Annotated in this window: 26 protein-coding genes; 13 read left to right on the forward strand and 13 right to left on the reverse strand. The window is 68.8% G+C overall.

Annotated elements, in window-relative coordinates:
- Window positions 1–321: 321 nt before the first annotated feature.
- Window positions 322–411, forward strand: coding sequence for a pyrroloquinoline quinone precursor peptide PqqA (gene pqqA / locus MFF01_RS16935; protein WP_055952695.1), 90 nt, complete (start codon window positions 322–324; stop codon window positions 409–411).
- A gap of 60 nt (window positions 412–471) precedes the next feature.
- Window positions 472–561, forward strand: coding sequence for a pyrroloquinoline quinone precursor peptide PqqA (pqqA, locus tag MFF01_RS16940; RefSeq protein ID WP_109951178.1), 90 nt, complete (start codon window positions 472–474; stop codon window positions 559–561).
- Window positions 562–980: 419 nt separating this feature from the next.
- On the opposite strand, the gene ldtR is transcribed toward pqqA (MFF01_RS16940), so the two are convergent.
- The 3 genes from ldtR to MFF01_RS16955 form a co-directional block, all read right to left on the reverse strand.
- Window positions 981–1,490, reverse strand: a complete 510-nt coding sequence (gene ldtR / locus MFF01_RS16945; protein ID WP_238227212.1) for a transcriptional regulator LdtR — start codon at window positions 1,488–1,490, stop codon at window positions 981–983.
- A gap of 164 nt (window positions 1,491–1,654) precedes the next feature.
- Entirely contained in the window at window positions 1,655–2,113 is a 459-nt protein-coding gene (locus MFF01_RS16950) for a DUF6163 family protein (RefSeq protein ID WP_238227214.1), read from the reverse strand.
- A 51-nt stretch (window positions 2,114–2,164) separates the two neighbouring features.
- Entirely contained in the window at window positions 2,165–3,262 is a 1,098-nt protein-coding gene (locus MFF01_RS16955; RefSeq protein WP_238227217.1) for an enoyl-CoA hydratase/isomerase family protein, read from the reverse strand.
- A gap of 170 nt (window positions 3,263–3,432) precedes the next feature.
- Between MFF01_RS16955 and hemB the strand changes: the two genes are divergently transcribed.
- From hemB to MFF01_RS16975, 4 genes are all read left to right on the forward strand, one after another.
- On the forward strand, window positions 3,433–4,491 hold the full coding sequence (gene hemB / locus MFF01_RS16960) for a porphobilinogen synthase (RefSeq protein WP_238227219.1): 1,059 nt from the start codon (window positions 3,433–3,435) through the stop codon (window positions 4,489–4,491).
- A complete protein-coding gene (locus MFF01_RS16965; RefSeq protein WP_238227221.1) occupies window positions 4,488–4,862 on the forward strand; it encodes a hypothetical protein in 375 nt (124 codons plus the stop codon). Before hemB ends, MFF01_RS16965 begins: the two co-directional genes overlap by 4 nt.
- Window positions 4,863–4,969: 107 nt before the next feature.
- On the forward strand, window positions 4,970–5,452 hold the full coding sequence (locus MFF01_RS16970; RefSeq protein WP_373319791.1) for an RDD family protein: 483 nt from the start codon (window positions 4,970–4,972) through the stop codon (window positions 5,450–5,452).
- A 107-nt stretch (window positions 5,453–5,559) separates the two neighbouring features.
- On the forward strand, window positions 5,560–6,306 hold the full coding sequence (locus MFF01_RS16975) for an arginyltransferase (protein ID WP_238227223.1): 747 nt from the start codon (window positions 5,560–5,562) through the stop codon (window positions 6,304–6,306).
- A gap of 39 nt (window positions 6,307–6,345) precedes the next feature.
- Here the strand turns inward: MFF01_RS16975 and MFF01_RS16980 are convergent, their stop codons facing one another.
- The 3 genes from MFF01_RS16980 to MFF01_RS16990 all read right to left on the reverse strand — a co-directional run bounded on the left by MFF01_RS16980 (window position 6,346) and on the right by MFF01_RS16990 (window position 10,897).
- Complete coding sequence (locus MFF01_RS16980; RefSeq protein WP_238227225.1) at window positions 6,346–8,493, reverse strand: helicase-related protein; 2,148 nt, start codon at window positions 8,491–8,493, stop codon at window positions 6,346–6,348.
- Window positions 8,494–8,559: 66 nt separating this feature from the next.
- Window positions 8,560–10,005: a DUF2252 domain-containing protein gene (locus MFF01_RS16985; RefSeq protein WP_306421614.1), complete on the reverse strand. Its 1,446-nt coding sequence runs from the start codon at window positions 10,003–10,005 to the stop codon at window positions 8,560–8,562.
- Window positions 10,006–10,495: 490 nt separating this feature from the next.
- On the reverse strand, window positions 10,496–10,897 hold the full coding sequence (locus tag MFF01_RS16990) for a PRC-barrel domain-containing protein (protein WP_238227229.1): 402 nt from the start codon (window positions 10,895–10,897) through the stop codon (window positions 10,496–10,498).
- Between MFF01_RS16990 and MFF01_RS16995 the strand changes: the two genes are divergently transcribed.
- Both MFF01_RS16995 and MFF01_RS17000 read left to right on the forward strand, forming a co-directional pair.
- Window positions 10,896–11,282 (forward strand): hypothetical protein, encoded by a 387-nt coding sequence (locus tag MFF01_RS16995; protein ID WP_238227231.1) that lies wholly within the window; start codon window positions 10,896–10,898, stop codon window positions 11,280–11,282. The genes MFF01_RS16990 and MFF01_RS16995 overlap by 2 nt on opposite strands.
- A gap of 276 nt (window positions 11,283–11,558) precedes the next feature.
- Window positions 11,559–11,810: a hypothetical protein gene (locus tag MFF01_RS17000; protein WP_238227233.1), complete on the forward strand. Its 252-nt coding sequence runs from the start codon at window positions 11,559–11,561 to the stop codon at window positions 11,808–11,810.
- A 666-nt stretch (window positions 11,811–12,476) separates the two neighbouring features.
- Here the strand turns inward: MFF01_RS17000 and atzF are convergent.
- From atzF to biuH, 3 genes are read right to left on the reverse strand one after another with little or no spacing between them, the layout of a single operon-like run.
- Complete coding sequence (atzF, locus tag MFF01_RS17005; RefSeq protein WP_238227235.1) at window positions 12,477–14,312, reverse strand: allophanate hydrolase; 1,836 nt, start codon at window positions 14,310–14,312, stop codon at window positions 12,477–12,479.
- An 11-nt stretch (window positions 14,313–14,323) separates the two neighbouring features.
- Window positions 14,324–15,871 carry an ABC transporter ATP-binding protein gene (locus MFF01_RS17010; protein ID WP_238227237.1) on the reverse strand — a complete coding sequence of 516 codons (1,548 nt, stop codon included), beginning with the start codon at window positions 15,869–15,871 and terminating at the stop codon, window positions 14,324–14,326.
- A 2-nt stretch (window positions 15,872–15,873) separates the two neighbouring features.
- On the reverse strand, window positions 15,874–16,578 hold the full coding sequence (gene biuH / locus MFF01_RS17015; RefSeq protein ID WP_238227239.1) for a biuret amidohydrolase: 705 nt from the start codon (window positions 16,576–16,578) through the stop codon (window positions 15,874–15,876).
- A 54-nt stretch (window positions 16,579–16,632) separates the two neighbouring features.
- On the opposite strand from biuH, the gene MFF01_RS17020 reads away from it, so the two are divergent.
- Window positions 16,633–16,938: a BrnT family toxin gene (locus tag MFF01_RS17020; RefSeq protein WP_238227241.1), complete on the forward strand. Its 306-nt coding sequence runs from the start codon at window positions 16,633–16,635 to the stop codon at window positions 16,936–16,938.
- Entirely contained in the window at window positions 16,919–17,233 is a 315-nt protein-coding gene (locus MFF01_RS17025; protein WP_238227243.1) for a BrnA antitoxin family protein, read from the forward strand. Before MFF01_RS17020 ends, MFF01_RS17025 begins: the two co-directional genes overlap by 20 nt.
- A gap of 5 nt (window positions 17,234–17,238) precedes the next feature.
- Here the strand turns inward: MFF01_RS17025 and MFF01_RS17030 are convergent, their stop codons facing one another.
- Genes MFF01_RS17030 through MFF01_RS17045 form a run of 4 tightly spaced genes read right to left on the reverse strand, consistent with a single transcriptional unit; the run spans window position 17,239 to window position 21,516 of the window.
- Entirely contained in the window at window positions 17,239–18,267 is a 1,029-nt protein-coding gene (locus MFF01_RS17030; RefSeq protein ID WP_238227244.1) for a formamidase, read from the reverse strand.
- 25 nt (window positions 18,268–18,292) lie between these two features.
- The gene (locus MFF01_RS17035; protein WP_238227245.1) at window positions 18,293–19,216 is read right to left on the reverse strand and encodes an ABC transporter permease; all 924 of its coding nucleotides are present in this window, start codon (window positions 19,214–19,216) and stop codon (window positions 18,293–18,295) included.
- Window positions 19,217–19,226: 10 nt separating this feature from the next.
- Window positions 19,227–20,375, reverse strand: a complete 1,149-nt coding sequence (locus MFF01_RS17040) for an ABC transporter permease (RefSeq protein WP_373319793.1) — start codon at window positions 20,373–20,375, stop codon at window positions 19,227–19,229.
- 34 nt (window positions 20,376–20,409) lie between these two features.
- Window positions 20,410–21,516: a BMP family ABC transporter substrate-binding protein gene (locus MFF01_RS17045; RefSeq protein ID WP_238227246.1), complete on the reverse strand. Its 1,107-nt coding sequence runs from the start codon at window positions 21,514–21,516 to the stop codon at window positions 20,410–20,412.
- 323 nt (window positions 21,517–21,839) lie between these two features.
- Here MFF01_RS17045 and MFF01_RS17050 point away from each other — a divergent pair, with 323 nt between their 5' ends.
- From MFF01_RS17050 to MFF01_RS17060, 3 genes are all read left to right on the forward strand, one after another.
- Window positions 21,840–22,574, forward strand: coding sequence for a GntR family transcriptional regulator (locus tag MFF01_RS17050; protein WP_238227247.1), 735 nt, complete (start codon window positions 21,840–21,842; stop codon window positions 22,572–22,574).
- Window positions 22,575–22,725: 151 nt separating this feature from the next.
- On the forward strand, window positions 22,726–23,400 hold the full coding sequence (locus tag MFF01_RS17055) for a cysteine hydrolase family protein (RefSeq protein ID WP_238227248.1): 675 nt from the start codon (window positions 22,726–22,728) through the stop codon (window positions 23,398–23,400).
- Between the two features lie 61 nt (window positions 23,401–23,461).
- Window positions 23,462–23,662 (forward strand): DUF4089 domain-containing protein, encoded by a 201-nt coding sequence (locus MFF01_RS17060; protein ID WP_238227249.1) that lies wholly within the window; start codon window positions 23,462–23,464, stop codon window positions 23,660–23,662.
- Window position 23,663: the final 1 nt, after the last annotated feature.

The raw sequence follows: 23,663 nt of genomic DNA on the forward strand, positions 1-23,663 counted from the left end.
TCGGGAACTGTCGCTGGGCATCGTTCGGTTTGAAGGAGCGCCCGCACGGGCAGGCGGCGCGTGCGTGCGCCTCCATCCCGTGCGCGTCAAGCCGGAGTTGCGAGACGGGTCCTACCCTTCCCCCGAAACCTCCGATTCCATCACGCCGGATCGATCCAGCGGCCGCGTCGTTGAGGCACTGCTCGGCGGCGCCATGCGGATGCCGCTTTACGGCCCCGCCCTCCCCGACACGACCCTATGAGAAATATAAGTGTAGTGCCCACTTGTGTTGCGCCCAATGCATCGGCATATTCAGGGGGTCGAACACGAAGGAGAAACACCATGAAGTGGTCAGCCCCCGTCGTTCAAGAAATCTGCGTCGGCATGGAAGTCACGAGCTACGAGTCGGCAGAAATCGATCCCTTCAACTAAGGGATCGGCGTCCCTCGGGACGTCCGTCGTAACCATCCAACCCAAACCAGGAGAAACGCCATGAAGTGGTCTGCCCCCATCGTTCAGGAAGTCTGCGTCGGCATGGAAGTCACCAGCTACGAGTCGGCTGAGATCGACACCTTCAACTAAGACCGCCGTTACCTGATGAGGGGTGCCGTCCAGATTGGGCGGCACCCTTTTTTGTTGTGCGGAGCATTGATGGCGCCCTGCCCAGTCGCCGCGTGAGCCCCGCCTTACTCGTGTTCTCCGGTGCGAGGATCGGGTCGGGCTCGCAGCCAGACTGACGCGCCTGCTTCTGAAAAAGCGCCGGTCAATAGACTCGGTCCATAGGCGCCAGAGCGGCGATTACCTGGATGATCCCCGCGGATCGGGATCGGGCCGGTTGTCGAAACGGAAGCGGGCCCACCCGCTCCGGTTCCGGTGCGTGGGCCCGCTTCTCCTAAATCTTCCGCTTGGTTCCCTCCGGAACTCGGAGGGCACCGACGCCGGTAGTCGGTTGGCTTTCCGCAGCTCTTGCCGATCAAACCGGCGCCGCCTTCGAGGCTCTGCTAGAGCCGGTAACGGATCTGATCGGTCCAGAAGCGCTCGAGGCGGCCCAGGGCCGTGTTCATGCGGCCGAAATCGTCGTCCGAGATGCCGCCGATGGGCTGAATGGTGCGGGCATGCTTGTCGTACAGGCTCTGGATGATGTCGTGGATCTGGCGGCCCTTGTCGGTGAGGCTGATCCGCACGGAACGGCGGTCCGTGGTGGAGCGGGCATGGTGGAGGTAGCCGGCCTCGACGAGCTTCTTGACGTTGTAGGAGACGTTGGAACCGAGATAGTAGCCCTTGGTGCGCAGCTCGCTCGCAGTGAGTTCCTTGTCGCCGATGTTGTAGAGCAGCAGGGCCTGGACGCTGTTGACGTCCTCGCGGTCGCGGCGCTCGAACTCGTCCTTGATCACATCGAGGAGGCGGCGGTGCAGGCGCTCCACGAGGTGGAGGGCTTCGAGGTAGGAGCCGTGGGGGGCGGCCTCGGGGGCGGTATTCGTCTCGCTAACCTTGGTTGCCTGGGACTTCATCGCTGGCCTCGTCAAATCTTCGCGTTGCAGGGCCGGTGTTCGTTGCCACCGCTCATGAACCCAACCTAGGCAGCGCGGATGAAAGACGGTTTAAGCGATAGGATGAATTTGCGATTTACCTCTGTCGGTAAATGCAAGATGAAGCGATCGTCGTAAGGACTCGTTCACCGGATTTCGCGCGCCGCCAACCAGGATAGGACAAAGTAGATCGTCACGATGCTTGCCTGCAGAACAAGGTGAGGCACTGACATTGGCAGCAGATGCGGTGTCAGGAGCGCGAGGGTCAGGGCGCTCGTCGCTGCGAGCAGCCAGACAACGCCGCCCCAAGCACTGGTGAGCCACAGGCCGACCGCCGCCATGGCGTCGATGACGGCGAAGTAGACGATCACCGTCTGGCGGGGAACCGGCTCGGTCGCGAATGGCGCCGCGCCCGGCAGGACGTCGACGATCGAGGCCCAGTTGGCCACGGCCTTCGCGAGCCAGATCAGCGCGGTCAGGCGCATGAACCACACCAGAACCACGTCCCAGCCCGTCTGGGGTGGGCGCGGCGACCGCTCGATCCGGTCGTCGCCCTCCCCCGCGCGCCCGCCCCGCCCCCCGCCAACCTTGGTCAAACTGCGCACGTCGTGTCCGTTCCTTTCTTGAAGGCCCTAACCGGATCCCCGGCCGCGGCGTCATGAATGTCGACCGGCATCCCGCTCCGGCGAGGCGTGAGCGCCGCCCTCGCCCTCGAACGCGGCCACGATGGCCGCCGCATCGACGGCGTCCAGGGTCGCCGGCCTCCAGGCCGGGGCGCCGGACTTGTCGATCAGGGCCGCCTGCACGCCCTCGAAGAAGTCATGGCCCTGCATCAGCAGGATCGCGAGACGGGTCTCGGCGGCGATGCACTCGGCGAAGGTCATCGCCCCGCCTCGCCGCATCTGCAAGTGGGCGATGCACAGGCTGGTGGGTGAGCGGGTGCGGATCAGGGCGGCCGTATCGGCGGCGAAGGCCGCCTCGCTCGAACCCGCCTCGCCTGCCGCCACGGCGTCGAGCCGCGCGAGGATCCCGGTCACGTCGCGTTCCGAGAAGCACGCCTCGATGAGGGCGCGGTGCGCCATCACGGACCCCGGGGGCGGCGGCACGTCCGCCTGCGCCGCGAGCGCGGCCTCGATGCTGTCCCCCTCCGCAAGGCTGTCGACGATGGCGTCGAAACGCGCGGCCGGGGCATGATGCGTTGCCAACCCCAGCGCCAGGGCGTCTCCGGCCCCGATGGTCGCGCCCGTGAGCGCGAGGTAGGCGCCGGCCCGGTGGGGCAGGCGCGGCAGGGCGTAGGTCATGCCGACATCGGGGAAGAAGCCGATTCCGACCTCCGGCATGGCGAAACGGTAGCCCTCCGACGCGACCCTGTGGCTGCCGTGCAGCGAGATGCCGTTGCCGCCGCCCATGGTGAGGCCGTCGATGAGCGACACGATGGGCTTGGGGTAGGCCTTCACGGCGGCATCGAGGGCGTATTCGCCGTGCCAGAACGCGTCGACCTCCTCGGAGCGTCCGGTGCGGGCCAGGGCATGAATCGCCCGCACGTCGCCCCCGGCGCAGAAGGCGCGTCCGCCGACGCCGCGCAGGACGACCCGCGTCACGGAGTCGTCCGTTTCCCAGGCTTGCAGCTGCCGGTGCATCGCCCGGATCATCGCCAGGGACAGGGCATTCAGCGCGCGCGGCCGGTTCAAAGTCACGAGGCCCACCGCGCCGCGCCGCGTGAGCAGGATTTCCGCTTCGTCCTCGCCCAGCATCGCTCATCCTGTCCTCGGGATCGTCCGCATAGACGAAGTTTGGGCCCGGCCCGTCAATCTCCGGGGGCGGATCGGGTTGCGACGGCGGGTTGGGTTTCGGAGGCTTTCGCGGATGTGGTAGGCGGGCGTCTCCCGCATCCCCAGGCGATGCGGCAGGTCCGGATGACCCCATGCCCGACGAGATGCCGACACCGCGCCCCATCGCCCTCGAAGCCGCCGCGGAGAGCGCCCGCCCGGCCGCCCTCGGCATCACCCAGCGCCCACGCCGCAACCGCAAGTCGGCCTGGTCGCGCCGCCTCGTGCGCGAGCATACCCTGACGGTCGACGATTTGATCTGGCCGCTCTTCGTCATCGAGGGGACCGGCCGGCGCGAGCCCATCGCGTCGATGCCGGGCGTCGAGCGCCTCAGCGTCGACGAGATCGTGCGGTCGGCCGAGCACGCCGCGCGCCTCGGCATTCCTGCAATTTCGTTCTTTCCCTACACCGAGCCGTCCTTGCGCGACGCCACCGGCTCCGAATCCCTCAACCGCGACAACCTCGTGTGCCGGGCCGTGCGGGCGGTGAAGCAGGCAGTGCCCGAACTCGGGCTCATGACCGATGTCGCCCTCGATCCCTACACCAGTCACGGCCATGACGGTCTGCTGCAGGACGGCGCCATCCTTAACGACGAGACCGTCGCACTGCTCGTCGAGCAGAGCCTGATCCAGGCGGAGGCGGGCGCCGACATCATCGCCCCGTCCGACATGATGGACGGGCGCGTCGGCGCCATTCGCGCCGGCCTCGACCGGGCGGGCTTTCGCGACGTCCAGATCATGGCCTACGCGGCGAAATACGCCTCGGCCTTCTATGGCCCGTTCCGCGACGCCATCGGCACGCAGGCGGCGCTGGTGGGCGACAAGCGCACCTACCAGATGGACCCCGGCAACTCGTCGGAAGCCTTGCGGGAGGTCGCCCTCGATCTCGCGGAGGGTGCCGACTCCGTGATGGTGAAGCCCGGCCTGCCCTATCTCGACATCATCCGCCGGGTGAAGGACGAGTTCGGCGTGCCGACCTTCGCCTATCAGGTGTCGGGCGAGTACGCGATGATCGAGGCCGCCGCCCGCAACGGTTGGCTCGACGGCGAGCGCGCCATGGCCGAGAGCCTGCTGGCGTTCAAACGCGCGGGAGCCGACGGCGTGCTCACCTACTACGCTCCCCGGGTCGCCGAGCGCCTGCGCGCCGGCGCGTGAGGCCCGCCCGTCTCGGCCTTGCTGCCCTCCTCGTCCTCACCGCCTGCGCGAGCAGCGTCGACCAGCAGCGGGCCACCACGTGCCGCCAGGCGGTACCAGCCCTGGCGCCCCCCGGAACCACGCCGCGGATTCTGCATATCGGCGCGGGCCCGACGCCCGACGCCCTGCGGGTCGATTACGCGGTTGCGGGTCCCTCGACCCTGGCCGCGCGCCAGCGCTGGGTGCTGTGCGGCTTCGGCCCGGGCGCCGAACTCCTGTCGATCACGACGGAACACGGGCCGATGAACGGCGCCGCCCTCTACCTCCTGAAGCAGTTCTACCTCGATACCCCCGATGCCGCTGCCGCCGATCCGGGGGCGACCGCGCCGTAAGGCGGAGATCCTTGGCGAAGCGATCCGGCGCCGACGGATCTTGAGATTTCGCGGATAGACGCCCACCTGCTGGGAACCGAACGCCGCCCTGCCCCGAGGAGCGCCCCATGCTCGAAGCCCCGCCCGGCTACGCGTCCCGCCCGTATTCCGCCTACGGTGCTCCCATGGCGGTGCCCGTCATTCGGGCGAGCCTCGGGGCGCGCTTCGTCGCCTACCTCCTCGATATCCTGTTCATCATCGGGTTCACGGCGCTCCTGACCCTGCTGATCACCATTATCGGCGCACTGACCTTCGGCCTCGGCTGGACTCTGTTCGCGGTTCTGCCGGCGAGCGGCATCCTCTACAGCGCCGTCACGGTGGGCGGCGCGAGCCAGGGAACCTGGGGCATGCGGATGATGGGCCTGCGGGTGGTGAACCAGGAGGGCACGCGGGTCGACATGATCACCGCCGCCATCCACGCTCTCCTGTTCTACGTGGCGATCTCGACCTTCCTTCTCTGGGCCCTCGACCTCGTCATCGGGCTCGTGCGGTCCGACCGCCGCCTCGGCCACGATCTCCTCCTCGGCCTCGCCGTCGTGCGGGCCGCCTGACGAATTCGGTCCGCAACGGCGTCTCAGGGTGTTGAGCCGGCGGAGGTTGTCGATACACTCATTGCTCGGGCCGCATCGCGTGCCCCGAGGCCGCGAGCGACCCCAGTGTGACGAGCCATTCCCGCGACACGCCGCAATTCTATCTCACGGCTCCGTCCGCCTGCCCCTATTTGCCGGGACAGGAGGAGCGGAAGGTGTTCACGCACCTCGTCGGGCGACGCGCCCGGGACCTCAACGAGATTCTGACCCAGGGTGGGTTTCGCCGCTCGCAGACCATCGCTTACCGGCCCGCCTGCGAGACCTGCCGCGCCTGCATCTCGGTGCGGGTGGTGGTGGCCGATTTCATGCCGTCCGGGAGCCAGCGCCGCATTCTTCAGCGTAACGCCGACCTCGTGGGTACGCCGGAGCCGAATCGCCCGGCCTCGGAGCAATACGCCCTGTTCCGGCGCTATCTCGATGCCCGGCACGGCGACGGCGGCATGGTCGACATGACAGTGCTCGACTACGCCATGATGATCGAGGACAGCCACGTCGACACCCATCTGGTGGCCTATCGCCGTCGCGGGCCGGACACCGCCATCAACGGCCGGGGCATCGGTTCCACCGTCGCCCTGTGCCTGACCGACGTGCTCTCGGACGGCCTGTCGATGGTCTATTCGTTCTACGAACCGACGGAGGCGCAGCGCTCGCTCGGCACCCTGATGATCCTCGACCATATCCGTCGCGCCCGTGACCTCGGCCTGCCCTACCTCTACCTCGGCTACTGGGTCGAGGGCTCGCGCAAGATGGACTACAAGGCGAAGTTCCTGCCGCAGGAGCGGCTCACCGGTCCGGGTTGGCAACGGGTGGAGTGACTTCGTGAGTTGGGGCCTTCCCGTCCGGGGGCGGTCCGATCAAGCCACGCGATCCGGCGTCTTTTCCCGAATGCGCTGTGTGAGCTTCAGCGTCGCGGTTTCCCGCAGAGTTCGCTCGATGGCGGCGTTCGCCCGTTCGCGCACGCCACGCATCACGGCGCCATCGTCGAAGGTGTCGGGAAACCGCCGCGCCAGCCACAGGTAGGCGCTGGCGAGGCGGACCGTGCGTTCCTGATAGGCGAGATCGCCCTGATGGTCGGCCCGGAGCGCCGGCACCGTGGCGCCCACCGCGCGGGCCTGGAGCCAACGCGCGACGACATCGACGGCGACGGGATCGCGCCGGTCGATGGGCGTGACCGCGAAGGCGAATTTCTCGCGGATCGGCAGCGACACCCGGTCGACCGCCTCCGCCGCGCCGAGGAAGTCCTCGAGGGCCGAAGGTTGGAACGGCGAGCCGTCGTAGAAGGTCGCGCGGGTGAAGTGCGCCATCACGGCGCTCAGGGAATCGGTGCCGAGTTCGGCGGCCGCGGCCTCGATGGCGGCGAGGTCCGGGCGGACGAAGAACCGCGTGTCGGCGGCGGGCGCCGTGGGGGCGCCCGACAGGGCGTCGCGGATCGGCCCGAGGCCGTCGTCGTCGGCTGCCGCGACGTAGCCCGCTTCCTGGTGGCCGAAGCGCCCGGCGCGGCCGGCGATCTGACGGATCTCGGCATTCGTGAGGGCGCGCTCCTGCGTGCCGTCCCACTTGCGGATGGCAGCGAAGACCACGCGCTTGAGCGGGCCGAGGTTCAGGCCCATGCCGATGGCGTCCGTCGTGACCAGCACCTCGGCCTCACCGTCGCGGAACCGCCCGGCTTCTGCCCGGCGCACCTCCGGCGACAGGGCACCATAGATGGTAGCGACGCTGCGTCCGGCGGCGACGAGGATTTCGCGGTTCTCGTGCACGGCCCGGCGGGAGAAGGCCACGACGGCATCGCCCGGTTCGACGGCCTCCAGGGGCACGGGGGCGTCGAGGGCCACCAGGGGCGTCTTGCGGGTGAAGGTGACGACGTCGAGGGATTCGCCCGCCGCTTCCGCCGCCCGCCGCACGGCCGAGAGCGCGTCCTCGGCCCCACACACGATGACGAGGCGGGCCGGAATGCCGAACAGGGCGTTGGTCCAGGCCCAACCCCGGTCGGGATCGGACAGCATCTGAATCTCGTCGATGACCGCGACGTCGAGGGGGCGGCGCAGATCCGCCGTCTCGATGGTCCGGGCTGTATGGGTCGGGTCGGGTTCGCCCAGGATCTCCTCGCCCGTGACCATGCCGGCACGCAGACCCCGCGCCAGGAGCGCCTCGTAATTCTCGAGGGCGAGGAGCCGCAGGGGGGCGAGGTAGGCGCCCGTTGTGGCCTGGGTCAGGGCTTCGAGGGCGGCGTAGGTCTTGCCCGAATTCGTCGGTCCCATGTGGAAGACGATGCGCCGACCCATGCGCCGTGCGGCGGCGAACTTGTCGATATAGCTCCCGAACCCCGCCCGGTCGCGCAGGCGCCGCGTTCCGGATGCCTCCTGCGCCACCACCCTCCCCCGGGCGCGGACCGCCTTCAGGGTGTCGAGGATGGTGCCTGCCACGTCCGGCCCGTCCGTGAAGACTCGCGACCGCAACGAGCGATCAAGGTGGGCGATGTAGGTGACGGCGTCCGCCCCGGTTTCGGCCATGTCGGCGCGGATCTGATCCCGCAAGCGTAAGATGGTGCGGTTGAGGTTACCGCGCAGGCGGCCCGCGATCTGGACGACTCGGGCCCGCAGGGCTTCGCGGCGCCAAGCCGGATCATTGCCGAGCGCCATCTCGTCGAGGATTTCGGCGGCCTCGGCATCCGGTGCCGTGTCGAGGCGCAGGTCCAGGCGGTTGTCGTCAAGGAGCGGGCACAGCACCCGCACCCACCAGCGCACGTGCCCTTCCGGATCGACTTCGGCCCGCAGGGCGGGGATCGCCTGCGTCAGGACGGGAATGCCGTCCCGAACGAAGTCCCGGCGCGCATCCGACGCGCGCAGGGCCTCGGCCACTGCTGCATCCTCGCAGACCCCTCCCCGTTCCGGGAGGCCGAGACGCTCGCGGAGTGCCTCCCGGTCGACGGCACCGGCCGCGATGCCGAGCCGGTGAAGGGCGTCGGCGAGGAAGTCCGTGGTCCGATGAATGCGGCGCGCCATGCCCCACCCTTTCGAGGGTCCTTGCGAGAATCAAGCATCCGGGGGCGCCCCTCCCCCGTCGCATCGTCACAGATGCGGGTCGGGTGCCGCCTCCAGGCGGCCCTCGGCGATTGCGGCGCGGAAGATCTCGTAATCCGCCTGATTGCGCTCGCCATAGGCCTCGGCCCAGTCGGCCAGGGCCTCGCGCAGATCGGCGTGACGGTCCTTGCCGCAATAGCCCGCGATGGCGGCAGCATCGCCCGTGCGGGCATGGGCTCGCGCGAGGAGAGCGCCGTAGGCCCAGGAGAAGTACAGGAGCGGTTGCCCGGTCATGCACGACACCGGGATCTCACCCTTCATATTCTTCATCTGCCGCACGTAGAACGGCCTGTCCCCGATGGTGGTCCAGCCGAGTAGGGGATCGCCGACTGCCTGGAGCAGGCGCTGACCGTAGATCACCCGCTCGCCTTCGTGGCTGGCATAGGGCTCGGGCATGCCCGGGAGATAGGGCGCGTGGGCGGGGCGCACCGCCTCCTTCACCTGGAGGAAGAGCACGTCCCGATCCGAGTTGCCGCAGAGCAGGGCTACGTAGGCGCGGGTGCCGACGCTGCCGACTCCGACGACCCGGTGGGCGACATCGACAACATGGTAGCGGCTCAGCATGAACCGGCGCTCGCGCGGCAGGGTGTCGGCGTAATGCTCGAGACCGGAGATCACCGCCTCGCGGGTGGCGTCGTCGACACGCGTCAGGATCGGCGGGTCCTCGCGGAAGCGCCAGCCGCCATCGACCCGACGCTCGCCGACCCGGTCGAGCAGAGTCTGGTTGTTGCGCTTGCGCGCTTTCTCTACCGCCTTGCGGATCACCCCTTGCGATTCCGAATCGATCCGGATCCCCGAAAAATCGAGATTGTCGGCCCGCGCCGCCTGCTGCCAGACGTCGAGGGGGCCCTGGGGGGCGAGCTCGATCATGGTGTGCTGGTAGCCGGCCACCGCCGCCGTGGTGGCCGCACGCCGCTCGCCGGGCGGAACGTGATCGCCACGCGCTGCGACATCGATGCTGGCGACGAGGCGCTTCAGGTCCCATTCCCACGGACCGATCGTGACCTCGTCGAAATCGTTGAGATCAAGCACCACGTCGCGCTGGGGTGTGCCGAACAGGCCGAAGTTCGAGATGTGGGCGTCGCCGTTCATCGCCACCATGATGCCGCTGCTCGGCGACTGCGCCAGATCCCAGGCCATGACATGGGCCGCGCCACGCAGGAACGCGAAGGGCGAACTCGCCATACGGGCCACTCGCAGGGGCAGGAGATGCGGCTGGCGTCCCTCGTGCGCGGCCTCGATGAGCGTCACCGGGTCGGGGCGGTTCTCCGGGACGAACAGTGGGGCGTGGCTGTCGTGCGGCACGGTCTCGCGCAGAACCTTGCCGGCATCACGGCGCCTCTCCCAGGGTTCCCCCGCCCCGCGCAGATCGATGCGCGGATAGTCGGCCAGGGGTTCGAGAACGACGGTCTCGGCGGTCTCCGGATCGGGCATTTCGCCGTGCTCGGTCCTACAGATCTCCTGCCCACCGAAATCGTTCGACCGTTCCATATCGCTGATCCGTAGCCGTCGTCGCGACGACAACCTGAGCCGTCGCACATCGTTGCCCTCCGAAGGATTAAAGTCGCGCGTCGGACGTTGTCTCGCGCGTCCGCAATGTCGCATGCTCGCGCGGTACGTATGGTACGGGGGCGCGACCGCGTCCGTCTCAGCCGAAACCGATCGGGGATATTTCCGGCTTCCACCAAGGTTCATACACCGGGGTTACACCGGGATTCGTGGGAGTCCGGGCTGGGTCGCCGTCCCGTTGCAGCGAAGATCTGCCGTCCTTTCGAGAAACGATGCGGGCGCGAGGGCCGCGCCGAGGACGGCGCTGTTCCTGCGGTGTATGAGGCTGGCTGCCTGCCTCGACGTCGAATGCGATACCGCCGTGCTTCCCGTCGTCCTGGGAGGCGGGAGCGCGAGGCGCCCCCGCCCAGCGCCATCAGCGCTTGAACTTGCCGTCGTACTTGAACTCGGGAGCGGCCTTGAGGGCGTCCTTGCTCGCGTTCACCGACGCCTTCCACTTCTTGGCGTCTGCGTCGTAGGTCAGGGCAACCGAGGACGGGTCGACCACCACATAGTGCTCGCCCATACCGAGGAAGCCACCGACGGACATGATGTAGCCCGCGAGCTTACCCTTCTCGATGACGAGATCCTTGATCTCGCCGACGTTGCTGTTGGTGCCGTCGACGACGTTCAGCCCGAGGAGATTGTAGCTCAAGACCGCGTCCTGCGGCACCGGCGCGAACTTGACGGTAGCCGGCGGCATGGGCGCCTCGTCCTTGGCCAGGACGGGGCCGGTCAGCGCGGTGACGGCGGCGAGGGCGAGAACGAGGCGACGCATGATGAACTCCTATGTCCCGGAACGGGGACCGGAAATGGCTGGCAGCGGCAATTCGTTCCTTGCCGTCCTCGGGATTCCGTCTCGGGAATGGGATCGGTCAAACTGCCGTCTGGCCAACGAGGTCGACGCGCCTGTCATGGTTGAACGCTCGCGCGGTGGATCGAAAGCGGACGCCACGGGCACGCGTCGTGACACTGCGATGATCGCTCGGCACGATGTGCCGCGCCCTCGGGTCGAACTGCTAATCGAAGTCCGCCGTAAAGACGGAGGCGAACATGACTGCCCGCCTCTTCACGAGAGCGTCGTCCGATTGCGCGATGACGATCTGGTCTCCGGTCGGGCCAGTTCTTCCAGCGCCCGATCTCCAAATGAGTGCGCGCGGTGAGCGCCACCTTTCCGAAGCAGATGCAATTCTGCGCATGCTCCCCGTCCCGTCATCTCCGCGCTGCTCGACGCCAGTACCCGCTTTGCCCTCTCGGCCGATAACCAACCATTTCCGGGGCAAGGCCCTCACCGTGCGGCCGTGCCTCGTCCCGTCCAGAGGACTGCCCGCCTCGCCATCCCGTCGAGGGTAGGCACCTCGACCCACCTGAACGGGGGCGTCAGACGCGGTTCACGTCGACGGGGCCATTCTCACGCTATCGAACTTCGGGGATGCGTCATGCGAATACAGCGTTTTGGTCTGGCCCTGGCGATCTTGATCCTGGCTCCCGCCGCCGCGTCGGCGCAGTACTACGGCGGCGACTTCGACCGGCGTGGCGGCGACGTCCATGTCGACCGCTACCGTCACGGTGATCACGACGATATCGTCATCCACCGTCGACATCGGGTTTACGGTGACCGGGCGTACTATCGCGAGCGTCGGTTCTACGATGAGCGTAGGCACCACCATTACCACCACGACGACTATTGAGTGGAACCGCCGGCGACCGCGATTCAACTTGGTGTTCGAGGATGACCAGCACTTTTCCATCGTCGTGCGCCTCGACGATGAGGTCCGCGATCCTGTTGTTCCCGGCCTTCGGTTTGGCGTGGGACGCTGTTCTGGTGTTCAGCGCCGTCCAGCCCGCGCCGACCGACGGCATAGCCGCCGTTTGGCTGCGCGGAATACCCACCCTCAACGTGGAATGCTGACCCGCCGAACGAGAACGCTGTTGCCGCTGGTCTCGGCCCGCCTGCAATTCGCTCGAAACCAGCGCTGCCGCGACTCGGAGCCAATCCGGAAGGCCGGCCCCGTCGAACTGCTGCAACACAGAGGCCAATTACCGTTGCAAATCGTCCGGCACCGGATCGTGGAGCAACACCTGAATGCGTTTGCGCTGCGCATCGCTGCGGCTCGGCGCCCGAGATCGAGCGGGGGGCACGAACGCCGAGGCCCTACACGTCGCCTCGATGACCTCGTGGGTCGAGAAGGGCCGTTCAAGACGACGGGTCGGGTCTCGATACAGGTGCTCGCCCCCCTTGACGACGGCGACGCAGGTCGGATTGCTGCAAGATCACATCGCGGTAGGCCACATCGCGTCTGTTCGACGGGAAAGCCTCCCGATCCGTGTATCGAGGGGTCGCGGTCAAGGTCGATTCACTCATCCGCAGCGGCGCGATAGGTTCGCCAGCCTCCGTAGCGGGTAATCTCCGGCGCGTCCGCGACGGCGTGGGCCTCGCAGAGGAAGCCAGCCACCGTGCTGCCGTCGCCGAGGGCAATTCGGCCGATGCCCAGGGGGGCGGGAATCGCCGCGACGAACCGGCCGAACGCCTCCGGCATCAGGCTCCAGACCTCGACCTCGATTCCGGGGCCGTAGAAGCCGGGGTCGCGCACGAGGCCGGGCTTGGCCGGCTCCGTGCCGGGGAGGACATAGAGGCGGTAATCAGCCCGCGTCCGGGTCTTTCGCGAGAGCGTCGCGCCGAGGGCGACGAGTTCTCGGTTGAGGGGCAGGCCCGAGAGATGGGCCCCGACCACCGCGAGGGCCACGCGCTCGGTGCGCGGCTCCGGCGGGCGGGGGAGGTCCGGCACGGGTGCGGCACGGTCGCGGCCCATGCCGCAGGCGGCGCCCCGGTGGAGGGCATCCGCCAGGGGCGCCAGGGCGTCGTCACTGCCGCCCGGACCGACGAGCGTCACACCCAGGGGCAGACCATCGCGGCGAAACCCCGCCGGCACCGCGATGGCGGCGAGGCCGAGCAGATTAGCAAAGTTGGTGTAGAGCCCCAGCCGGCTGTTCAAGGCGACGGGATCGTCGCGCATTTCGGCGACGGTGTAGGTGGTGGGCGCCGTCGGCAGGAGCAGGATGTCGAGGCCGGCGAACAACGCCTCCGCCTCGCGCTTCAGGGCTTCGAAGCGGTAGCGGCCGCGAAAGGCATCGACGGCGCTGAACCGCCGGGCGGATTCGATGATGGCGCGCACGCTCGGATCGACGGCATCCGCGTTCGTGTCGATGAAGGCGTCCACCGCCGCGAGGCGCTCGGCCACCCAGGGACCGTCGTAGAGCAGCGCCGCGATGGCCCGCAGCGGCGCGTAGTCGAACGGAACGGGCGTTCCGCCGAGGGCTTCGAGGCGCGCCGTCGCCGCCTCGTAGAGGCGCTCGGCTTCGATATCGCCGAAGAACTCGCGGTCGCCCCCCGTCAGCACGCCGAAGCGCGGGGCGGCCGGGAGAGCCACGGGTGCAATGCGCCGGGCGTAGATATCGTCCGCGTCGAACCCCTCAGCGATCCGACGGATCTCCACGCCGTCCCCGACGCTCGGGGCGAAGACGGTGATGCAGTCAAGGCTGCGGCAGGCCGGCACGAGGCCGGTGGTGGAGAGCAGGCCCGGCGTCGGCTTGATGCCCACGAGGTTGTTGAAGGCGGCAGGCACCCGGCCGGACCCGGCGGTGTCGGTGCCGAGGGAAAAACAGGCCAGGCCCGCCGCCACCGCCACGGCGGAGCCCGAACTCGAGCCGCCGGAGATGTGCTCGGGCGAGAAGACGCTGCGGGGGGCGCCGTAGGGCGAGCGGGTGCCGTTGAGGCCGGTGGCGAACTGGTCGAGGTTGGTCTTGCCGGTGAGAAGAGCGCCGGCCGCCTTCAACCGTGCGATCACGTGGGCATCTTGGGCTGGCGTGAACGCGAAGGCGGGGCACGCCGCCGTGGTGGGCAGGCCGGCGACGTCGATGTTGTCCTTCACCGCGAAGGGCACGCCCCAGAGCGGCAGGGAGTTGGGCTCCGGATGGCGCGCCATCAGCGCGCGGGCCGCCGCGATCAGGTTTTCGCGGGAGGTGGGGGTGATGAAGATTGCCGGATCAGCGGAGGCCGCCATGCGGTCGGCGACGCGGGCGGCGACATCGACGGGCGTGAGGTCTCGGGCGGCGTAGAGGCCGCGCAGGGCACTCAGGGTGAGGACCGACGGCAGGCCGTCACCCTCCCCACCATGCTCACTACGATGCATGTCCGTCTCCATCAGTGATGCCCGGCCATGTGCCGCCCGATAGTGGCGACGTCGGCCGCCGCCGCCGGGGTCTCGTAGACGAGGCGGCCATCCGACATCACGAGGATGCGGTCGGACAGTTCCAGGATCTCGTCGAGGTCCTCGCTGATCAGCAGCACCGCCGCGCCCGCGTTGCGCGCGGCCACGATCCGGTTGCGGATCTCCGACACCGCCGCGAAGTCGAGGCCGAAGCAGGGATTAACCACGATCAGCAGATCGACGGGATCGGTGAGTTCGCGTGCCAGCACGGCCCGCTGCACGTTGCCGCCCGACAGGGTCGCGATGGGCGCGTCCGCCGAGGCGGTCTTCACCCCGAAGCGGGCGATGAGGTCCCGGGCGCGCCGCGCCATGGCGCCCTTGTCGAGCCACAGGGTCGGGGGCCGGTCCGAATCGTCGCCGCGCCGGTCGAAGGCGCGCAACGCGAGGTTCTCGGCCACCGACATGCGTGGCACGCAGGCGTTGCGCAGGGGCTCCTCCGGGATGAAGCGGACTTTTCGCGATCGGCTCTCGGCCCGGGTGCCGGCATAGGGCGCACCGGCCACGGTCACCCGCCCGCCGGTGGCACGGATCTGCCCGCCAAGGACATCGGCGAGTTCCTTCTGGCCGTTGCCGGACACCCCGGCGATGCCGACGATCTCCCGGGCGCAGACGCGCAAGCTGTCGATGGCGATGGGGCGCAGGCCGGACGGGTCGGTGGCGGTGACGCCCTCCAGCCGCAGGCGCTCGCGGCCAGTATCCGCCGAACCGGTCCGCGTGGTCAGGGTCCGCACGGTGCGCTCGCCGATCATCAGGGCCGCCATATCGCCGCGCGAGAGGTCGCCGACCGCTCCGCCGCCGACGAGGCGGCCCCGGCGCAGGACGCTCAAGGAGCGGGCGAAGGTCTCGACCTCGCGGAACTTGTGACTGATCATCAGAACCGTGAGGGTTCCGCGATCCGTCATGGCGCGCAGCAGGCCGAGCACCTCCTCGGCCTCGGCCGGCGTCAGCACCGAGGTCGGTTCGTCGAGAATGAGGAAGCGGGCCTTGAGGTAGAGCTGCTTGACGATCTCGAGCTTCTGCTTCTCGCCCGCCGCCAGTTCCGCCACCGGCCGGTCGAGGTTCAGCCGGAACGGCATCCGCGCCATGAAGTCCGCCAGGGCGGCGCGCTCGGCGCGCCAGTCGAGGATCGCTGGCGCGTCCGCCCGCGCGATCACGAGGTTCTCCGCCCCCGTGAGCGAGGGCACCAGGGTGAAGTGCTGGTAGACCATGCCGAGGCCGCGGGCCTGGGCGCCCCGGGGGTTGGTGATTTCGGCCTCGCGCCCGTCGAGCAGCACCGTGCCGGAGGTGGGCGCGTAGAACCCCATCACGCACTTGACCAGGGTCGACTTGCCGGCGCCGTTCTCGCCGAGGAGCGCATGGAAGCCGCCGCGCTCGATCTTCATCGAGACGTCGTCGAGGGCCGCATGGGCGCCGAAGCGCTTCGTCATGCCGATGGTTTCGACACCGATGGCGAGAGGCGGGGCGGGCGCGATGTCGGCCATGCTCACCCCATGGCCGCGAGGAGGGCGTCGGACGTGGCGACGGCGCCGAAGACGCCGCCCTGCATGGTCACCATCTTCAGGGCCGCGTCGTGGTTGCCCCGGTCGGTCGCCGCGGTGGCGTCCGAGACGATGACGCATTCGAAGCCGCGATCATTGGCCTCCCGCATGGTGGTGTGGACGCAGACATCCGTCGTGATGCCCGTGAGGATGAGGTTGCGGATGCCGCGCGCCGCCAGGATCAGCTCCAGGTCGGTGGCATAGAACGAGCCCTTGCCGGGCTTGTCGATCACCGGCTCGCCCGGCTCCGGCGCCAGCTCCGGGATGATCTCCCAGCCCGGCTCACCGCGCACAAGCACGCGGCCGCAGGGGCCGGGATCGCCGATGCCGGCGCCGATCCGGCGCGAACGCCAGCGCTTGTTGGCGGGCAGGTCCGCCAGATCCGGCCGATGGCCCTCGCGGGTGTGGATGACGCAGATGCCGTTCCTTCGCGCGGCGGCGAGCAGCCGGGCAATCGGGCCGATCGGCGCGCGGGTGAGGCCGAGGTCGTAGCCCATGGCATCGACGTAGCCGCCCGGTCCGCAGAAGTCGGTCTGCATGTCGATGACGACAAGGGCCGTGGTCTCCGGGCGGAGGCTACCGTCGTAGGGCCAGGGATAGGGCTCGGCCGCGACGGTGCCGACGCCCGGTTCAGTGGCGATTATGCGCATGCCACGGCCTCTCGGTTCTGGCCCACCCAACGGATTTGTAGTAACAACTCTGCCATGAAGCGGGTCTTCGATTGGGATCCAGGCAAAGCTGCATCCAACCTGCGTAAGCATGGGGTGCGTTTCGAGACGGCGGCACGCGTTTTCGCCGACCCTTTCGCCATCACGTCTGCGGATCGGATCGAAGACGGCGAACTGCGGTGGCTGATCACCGGGATGGCCGACGCCATCAAGGTGCTCGTCGTGGTCCATACGATCCACGAGACAAACGAGGTCGGCGAGGAGATCGAGATCATCCGCATCATCTCGGCTCGCAAGGCCGACCGTTCCGAGAGGCGGCGCTATGAAGACGAAGCTCGTTAGATACGAAATTGACCTGGCCAACCCGCCGCCCCTGACCGATCGGCAGAAGGCGGAGCTGGAAGCGCTCGCCGCGATGCCGGACGAGACGATCGATTACAGCGATATCCCGCCCCTGACGGAGGCCTTCTGGGAGAAGGCCGTTCCCAATCGCTTCTACCGGCCGACCAAGACCGCGACGACGGTCCGCATCGATTCCGATGTGCTCGCGTGGCTGCGCGCCCAGGGCCGGGGCTACCAGACCCGCATCAACGCCATCCTGCGCCGCGAGATGCTGGCGGCGCTCAAGGAGCGCTGAGGCGCTCACTCCGCCGCCTCCCGCGCCAGAGGGGTCTGTGCCGCGCCGTAGGACCGGGTCGGCGCGGCAAAGCCGCAGCTCGTGCCGTCCACGACCTTGACCTCGTCCTCCCACGGCACGCGGTACCGACCGGCGGCGAGATCGTGCATGTAGGTGTAGGGGCAATCCCGCGCCCCGCCCTTCACGGCCGTGTAGCCGCGATGGCCGAGCTGGTAGATGTTGTTCTCGACCCCCCAATGGAGGCGCGCCTCGCGCACGAGGTCGGGGCGGACCTCCGCGGTGATGATCTCGTCGACGCGTCCCGTCGTGCCGTGGGCGATGACCGCGCCGTCGAAATTGCAGATCATGCCCTCCCCCATGGAATCGAAGGTACCGTCCGAGCCGCACAGGCAGACGTTGGCGGTGACCATGAGGTTGGAGAAGGCATTCGCCTGATTGGTGAAGCGCCAGGAGTCACGGATCGGCGCGGTGTAGCCGGCCGTGCGGATCATGATCTCGGCGCCCCGGTAGGCGCATTCGCGCGCCATCTCGGGGAACATGCCGTCGTGGCAGATGATGAGGCCGAGCTTCGCCCCCTTCGGCCCCTCGATCACCGGAATGCCGAGATCGCCCGGCTCCCAGGGCTCCACCGGCACCCAGGGGTGCAGCTTGCGGTAAGTGAGCTTCACGTCGCCCCGATCGTCGATGATCAGGCCGGTGTTGTAGGGGTTTCCGTGCGGGTTGAACTCCATGATGGAGAAGCAGCCCCAGATCCGGTGATCGCGGCAGGCCTTTTGGAACGCCGCGACTTCCGGGCCGTCGAGGCGGCACATGATCTCCGGATTGGTGTCCATCGACAGGCCGTGCAGGGCGTATTCGGGGAAGACCACGAGATCCATGGTAGCCAGATTCGCCCGCGCCTTGGCCACCATGGCGACGACGCGGTCGGTCTGGGCTATGAGGTCGGCCGGCGTGACCACGGACGGCAACTGCAGCTGCACGAGGCCGATGACGACGCCGTTGGGCGACTTGTTCAGTCCGCCAAGTCCGTTCATGCGCGATGTCCGTTCATGAGGTCGTCTATTTCGACAGGGACAGTTCGCCCGGCGCCCCGGCGAGCGCCCGTTCGGGCGACGAGGTGGCGACGAGCAGGGCGAGGGTGAGGACGTAGGGCGCGGCGTAGAACAGGTAGTAGCCCTGTGAGACGCCCACCGATTGGAGCGCCGGTCCGAGCGCCCCGGCACCGCCGAACAGCAAAGCCGCGCCGAAGCACGCGAGCGGGTTCCAGCGCGCGAAGATGACGAGTGCCACCGCCATCAGGCCCTGGCCCGAGGACACGCCCTCGTTCCACGAGCCCGGATAATAGAGCGACAGGTAGGCGCCGCCGATTCCGGCTAGGGCGCCCCCCGTCGCCGTCGCGTAGAGGCGGACCCGGTCGACGTCGTAGCCCATGGCGCGGGCGGCATCGGCGCTGTCGCCGACGACGCGCACGATCAACCCCACCCGGGTGTTGCGGAACGCCCACCACAGCACCACGGACAGGGCGGCCCCGGCGAGGAACAGCACGTTGATCTGCAAAGCCGCCCTGACCTGGGGCAAGCTCGACCAGTCCCCGAAGGAAATCGCCGGCAGCGGCGGGGCCGAGGGCTGGATGAAGGGTTTGCCGAGGAAGAACGCGAGGCCGGAGCCGAACAGCATCAGGGCGATGCCCACCGCCACGTCGTTGACCCGGGGTAGACGGCAGACGGCACCGTGCAGGAGGCCGAAGACGGCTCCCGACAAGGCCGCGACGGCCACCCCCGCCCAGGGTGAGTTCGTCAGCACGGCGGTGCCGTAGGCCGACATCGCCCCGAACACGAGCGTCCCCTCCAGCCCGAGGTTGATCCGCCCCGAGCGCTCGGTGATGGTCTCGCCGAGACTGACGAACAGGAACGGCGTCGAGACGCGGATCGCCCCGCCGATGACGGCGAGCAGGACGGACCAGAGGCCGAGATCCTCGTTCATCGCCCGTTCCTCATGCTGTTCCCCTCGCCGTCTCGCCCCTGGCCGCCCAGAGGTGCGGACTGAACAGTTTGAACCGGCCGTAGAGCGTCTCGCTCATGAGCACGACGAGGAACAGCAGGCCCTCCAGCACGAGGACGGTGGCGTCGGGCAGCTGCATCCGCCTCTGGATCAGGCCGCCCGAGGCCTCGATGCCGCCGAGCAGGAACGCCACCGGCACGATGGCGATGGGGTTCTGCCGGGCGAGAAAAGCGACGAGGATACCGGTGTAGCCGTAGCCCGCCGCCAGCGTACCGTTGGCCGTGCCCTGCACGGCGACCACCTCGAAGAAGCCGGCCAAAGCCGCGAAGGCGCCGCCGAGCGCCGTGAAACCGACGATGAGGCGGCCGACGGGCAGGCCCTGGATCTGCGCGGCGCGGACGTTGCCCCCGGCGATGCGGGCGGCGAAGCCCACCGTCGTGCGGTCCATGAGGAGATAGGCGGCCAGACACGCGATCACGCCGCAGCCGAGCCCCCAATGGACGCCGAGGCCCGGCATCGGTCCCAGCATGAGGGCGTCGCCCACCGGCAGGGTTGCGGGTTTGTTGAGGCTCGCCGGATCGCGCAGCGGCCCCTCGATCAGGTGGTTGGCCAGCGCGATGGCGATGTAGGACAGGAGCAGGCTGGCGATGGTGGCGTTGACGCCGCGATAGGCCTGGAGCCAGCCGACCGCTCCGATCCAGATCGCCCCAACGAGGGCCGACGCGCACGCCATCACGACGATCGCGAGGGGCGCCGGCAGGGCGGCGAGGGACGGGGCCGCCGCTGCCGCCGCGAGGCCGCCCAACACGATGGCGCCCTCGCCGCCGATGACCACGAGGCCGAGCCGGGCCGGCAGGGCCACGCACAGGGCGGCGAACAGGAGGGGGGCGGCGCGCTGCAGGGTGTTGCCCAGGGCGAAGGCCGAGCCGAAGCCGCCGCGCCAGACGATCTCGACGAGCTGGACCGGCGACTTGCCCATGAGGGCGAGGAAGATCCCGAACACCACGAACCCGGTCACGGCGGCGCCGACGGGGATCGCCACCGCCTCCGCGCGGCGCGCCAGCCAGGCACGGGCCTGGAGGCCGGCCGAGGGCCGCGCCGGGCCGGCGGTCAATTCCGTGGGGGCGACATCCGCGCGCACGTGTCGGGGTTCTCCGTGTTCGGCCCGGAAGCCGTCAGACCGAGCCTTTGACGCCGGCGACGAGGTAGTTCGTGCTCTCCAGCTCGGGCGCCTTCTCGGGGTAGGCCGTGCCCGCGGCGAGGATCTCCTTGCCGGTGTTGTCCTTGAGCGGCCCCTTGATGATGGAAAAGCCGCCCTTCATCATCTCGGCCTTGACCGCATCGGCGTTCTTGCGGGCCGCCTCGCTCACGCCGGGGCCGTAGGGGCTCATCCGGACGTAGCCGTCCGCGAGGCCGCCGCGCACGAAGTTCTGCGGCACCTTGCCGGCCTGCATGGCCGCGATGAAATCCTTGTAGATCGGCAGCCAGTTCCACTCGGCACCGGTGAGGTACTTCTGCGACGCCAGGGGCGACTGATCGACATGGTAGCCGCATACGAAGGCGCCGCGCCGGGAGGCGGTCTCCACCACCACCTTCGGGCTGTCGACGTGGCAGGTGATCACGTCGGCGCCGCCGTCGATGAGCGCGTTGGTGGCCTCCGCTTCCTTCACCGCCAGCGACCACTCGCCCGTGAAGATGACCTGACAGGTGATGGACGGATCGACGCTCTGGGCACCGAGCAGGAAGGCGTTGATGTTGTTGAGCACCTGCGGGATCGGCTTTGCCCCGACGAAGCCGATCTTCTTCGACTTCGACGCATGCGCGGCGACGATGCCGTTGAGATACTGCCCCTGCGCGATGTACCCGAAATAGGAGCCGGCGTTCTTCGGGTCCTTCTCCGACCAGAGGCCGCCGCAGTGGCGGAACTGGATCTTGGGGTTCTTCTTCGCCTCGGCGAGGAGATACGGGCTGTAATAGCCGAATGAGGTGGGGAACAGCAGCGTCGCCCCGTCGAGGTTGATCATGCTCTCCATGGTCTTCTCGACGGCGTTGGTCTCGGGAACGCGCTCCTCCTCGAGGATTTCGAGGCCCGGCATACCCTTCAGAACCTTCGCGGCCTGGGCGTGGGCCTGGTTGTAGCCGTAATCGTCCTTGGGGCCCACGTAGATGACCCCCACCGTCAGGGCGCCGGCGGCGCGGGCCTGGCCGAAGGGCAGCAGGCCGAGGGACAGGGCAGCGCCGCCGCCGAGAAGGGATCTGCGGGAGAGAGAACGTGCGGTCACGGCATGTATTCCAGGTCGAATCGCCAAATCGCGTCGCATGGCTGCGATGAACCGAAATCTAAGCCGTCGCGTCGGCTGCAAGAAGCTAAGACTTTCGGCAGTGCCGCGGGGGCGATTCCGCTGTGTAACCCCGTCTCCGGTTCGCCGGATGCCTAATTCGCTGGCCGTGTATGCACAGTTTTCGGCCGGCCCGGCGGGCGCGCCGAGGGTGGCGGATGGCTGCCGCGGGTGGGTCGTGCCGTTGCGGGGCGACGAAACGCGTCCTAATCAATGCTGTGCACGCTCGCCTTGGGCTGATCGCGTGACGGGAGCCGAGATCCCCAGTGTCCGCGTCCCCCACCCGCGCCGAGAGCCTGTCCGATGCCATCGCCGACGCCATCCTGTCGGGCGAATTCGCGCCCGGCACCCATCTCGACGAGCAGATCCTGGCCAGGCGCTTCGGCGTCTCGCGGACCCCGGTGCGCGATGCCCTGCGTCTCCTCAACGGCACCGGCCTCATCGATCTGCGCCCGCGCTTCGGCGCCACCGTGCGGACGATCACGCCGGACCAGCTCGACATGCTGTTCATCGCCATGGGCGAGATCGAGGCGACCTGCGCGCGCCTCTCGACTCTGAGCATGACCCCGACGGAGCGCGGGCAGCTCCGGACCCTCCACGAGCGCATGGGCGGCCTCGCGGCGGCGGGTGACCACGACGGATACGTCCTCGCCAACGGCGATTTCCACGGCCTCCTCTACATCGGTGCCCATAACTCGGTGATCGAGGAGATCGCCCGCAACCTACGGCGGCGACTGACGCCTTACCGTCGCATCCAGTTCCAGGCACCGGGGCGGCTCGCCCGCTCGCATGCCGAGCACGATATCGTCGTGCGTGCCGTCCTCGCCCGCGATGCGGCGGCGGCGAACTCGGCGATGCTGGTCCATATGAGCGTCGTCGAGGACGCCTTCGAGACCCTCGACGCCGCGAGCGCGGCCGCCCGCGAAGCCGCCGGCGCGCGCGTGCGGGAACGCCGGACGCGAAAGGCCGCGCCCGCGAACAGGGCGCGTCCGCCACGCTGAACCCTCCGCCGCCGCGCCGGTCTGCCCATGCGTTGGCCGAGAGGCCGAAACTTCGCGCAGGGATGGACGGGGTTTGGGCAGACGCTTCCCACGATTTGCATACATGATCGGGGCTTGTCGATCCGGCCCCTGGCCCCGCGAGGCCCTCCGCATGCCCAGCGTCATTGAAGCCCAGCCATCTCCGCTCTTCTTCGATGCGTCGCGCACGGCCCTCGTGATCATCGACATGCAGCGAGACTTCCTGGAGCCTGGCGGCTTCGGGGAGAGCCTCGGCAACGACGTCTCGCGCCTCGCCGCCGCCGTACCGCCCTGCCGGGCCTTGCTCGACGCGGCACGCGCCGCTGGACTTCTGGTTGTGCATACACGGGAGGGCCACCGCCCGGACCTTTCCGACGCGCCGCCGGCCAAACTGGAGCGTGGCGCGCCGACGGCCCGGATCGGCGAGCCCGGACCGATGGGCCGCATTCTCATCCGCGGAGAGCCCGGACACGACATCATTCCCGCCCTCGCGCCGCTCGCGGGCGAACCCGTCGTCGACAAGCCGGGCAAGGGCGCGTTCTACGCCACCGACCTCGCCGACATCCTCTCGGCCCGCGCGATCACCACGCTCCTCGTCTGCGGCGTGACCACCGAGGTCTGCGTCCACACGACGGTCCGCGAGGCCAACGACCGGGGCTATCGCTGCGTCGTCGTCGCCGATGCCTGCGCCTCGTACATCCCCGAATTCCACGAAGTCGGCCTTGCGATGATCAAGGCGCAGGGGGGCATCTTCGGCTGGGTCTCCGATTCGGGCCGCGTCGTCGCCGCCCTCTGGCAGCACGGGTGATCCCTCGGACTCAGGCGCCCGGCACGCCGGGTCCACTACCATTCCCATCAAGGGGCGACGCATGACGAACCCACCCGAGGACCCGGCCTTCGATCCGGACACCTACGCCGAGGCCGTCGCCGGCCTCCTCGCCCTGCCCATCGACCCCGCCTGGATGCCGTCGATCGCGGCGAACCTGCGCGTTCTCCACGCCGCCGCCGATCTCGTCGGCGCCTTCCCCCTGCCGGACGAGGCCGAGGTCGCGCCGGTCTTCTCGGCATGAG

It is taken from the genome of Methylobacterium adhaesivum, from assembly GCF_022179065.1.
Classification (GTDB): Bacteria; Pseudomonadota; Alphaproteobacteria; order Rhizobiales; family Beijerinckiaceae; genus Methylobacterium; species Methylobacterium adhaesivum.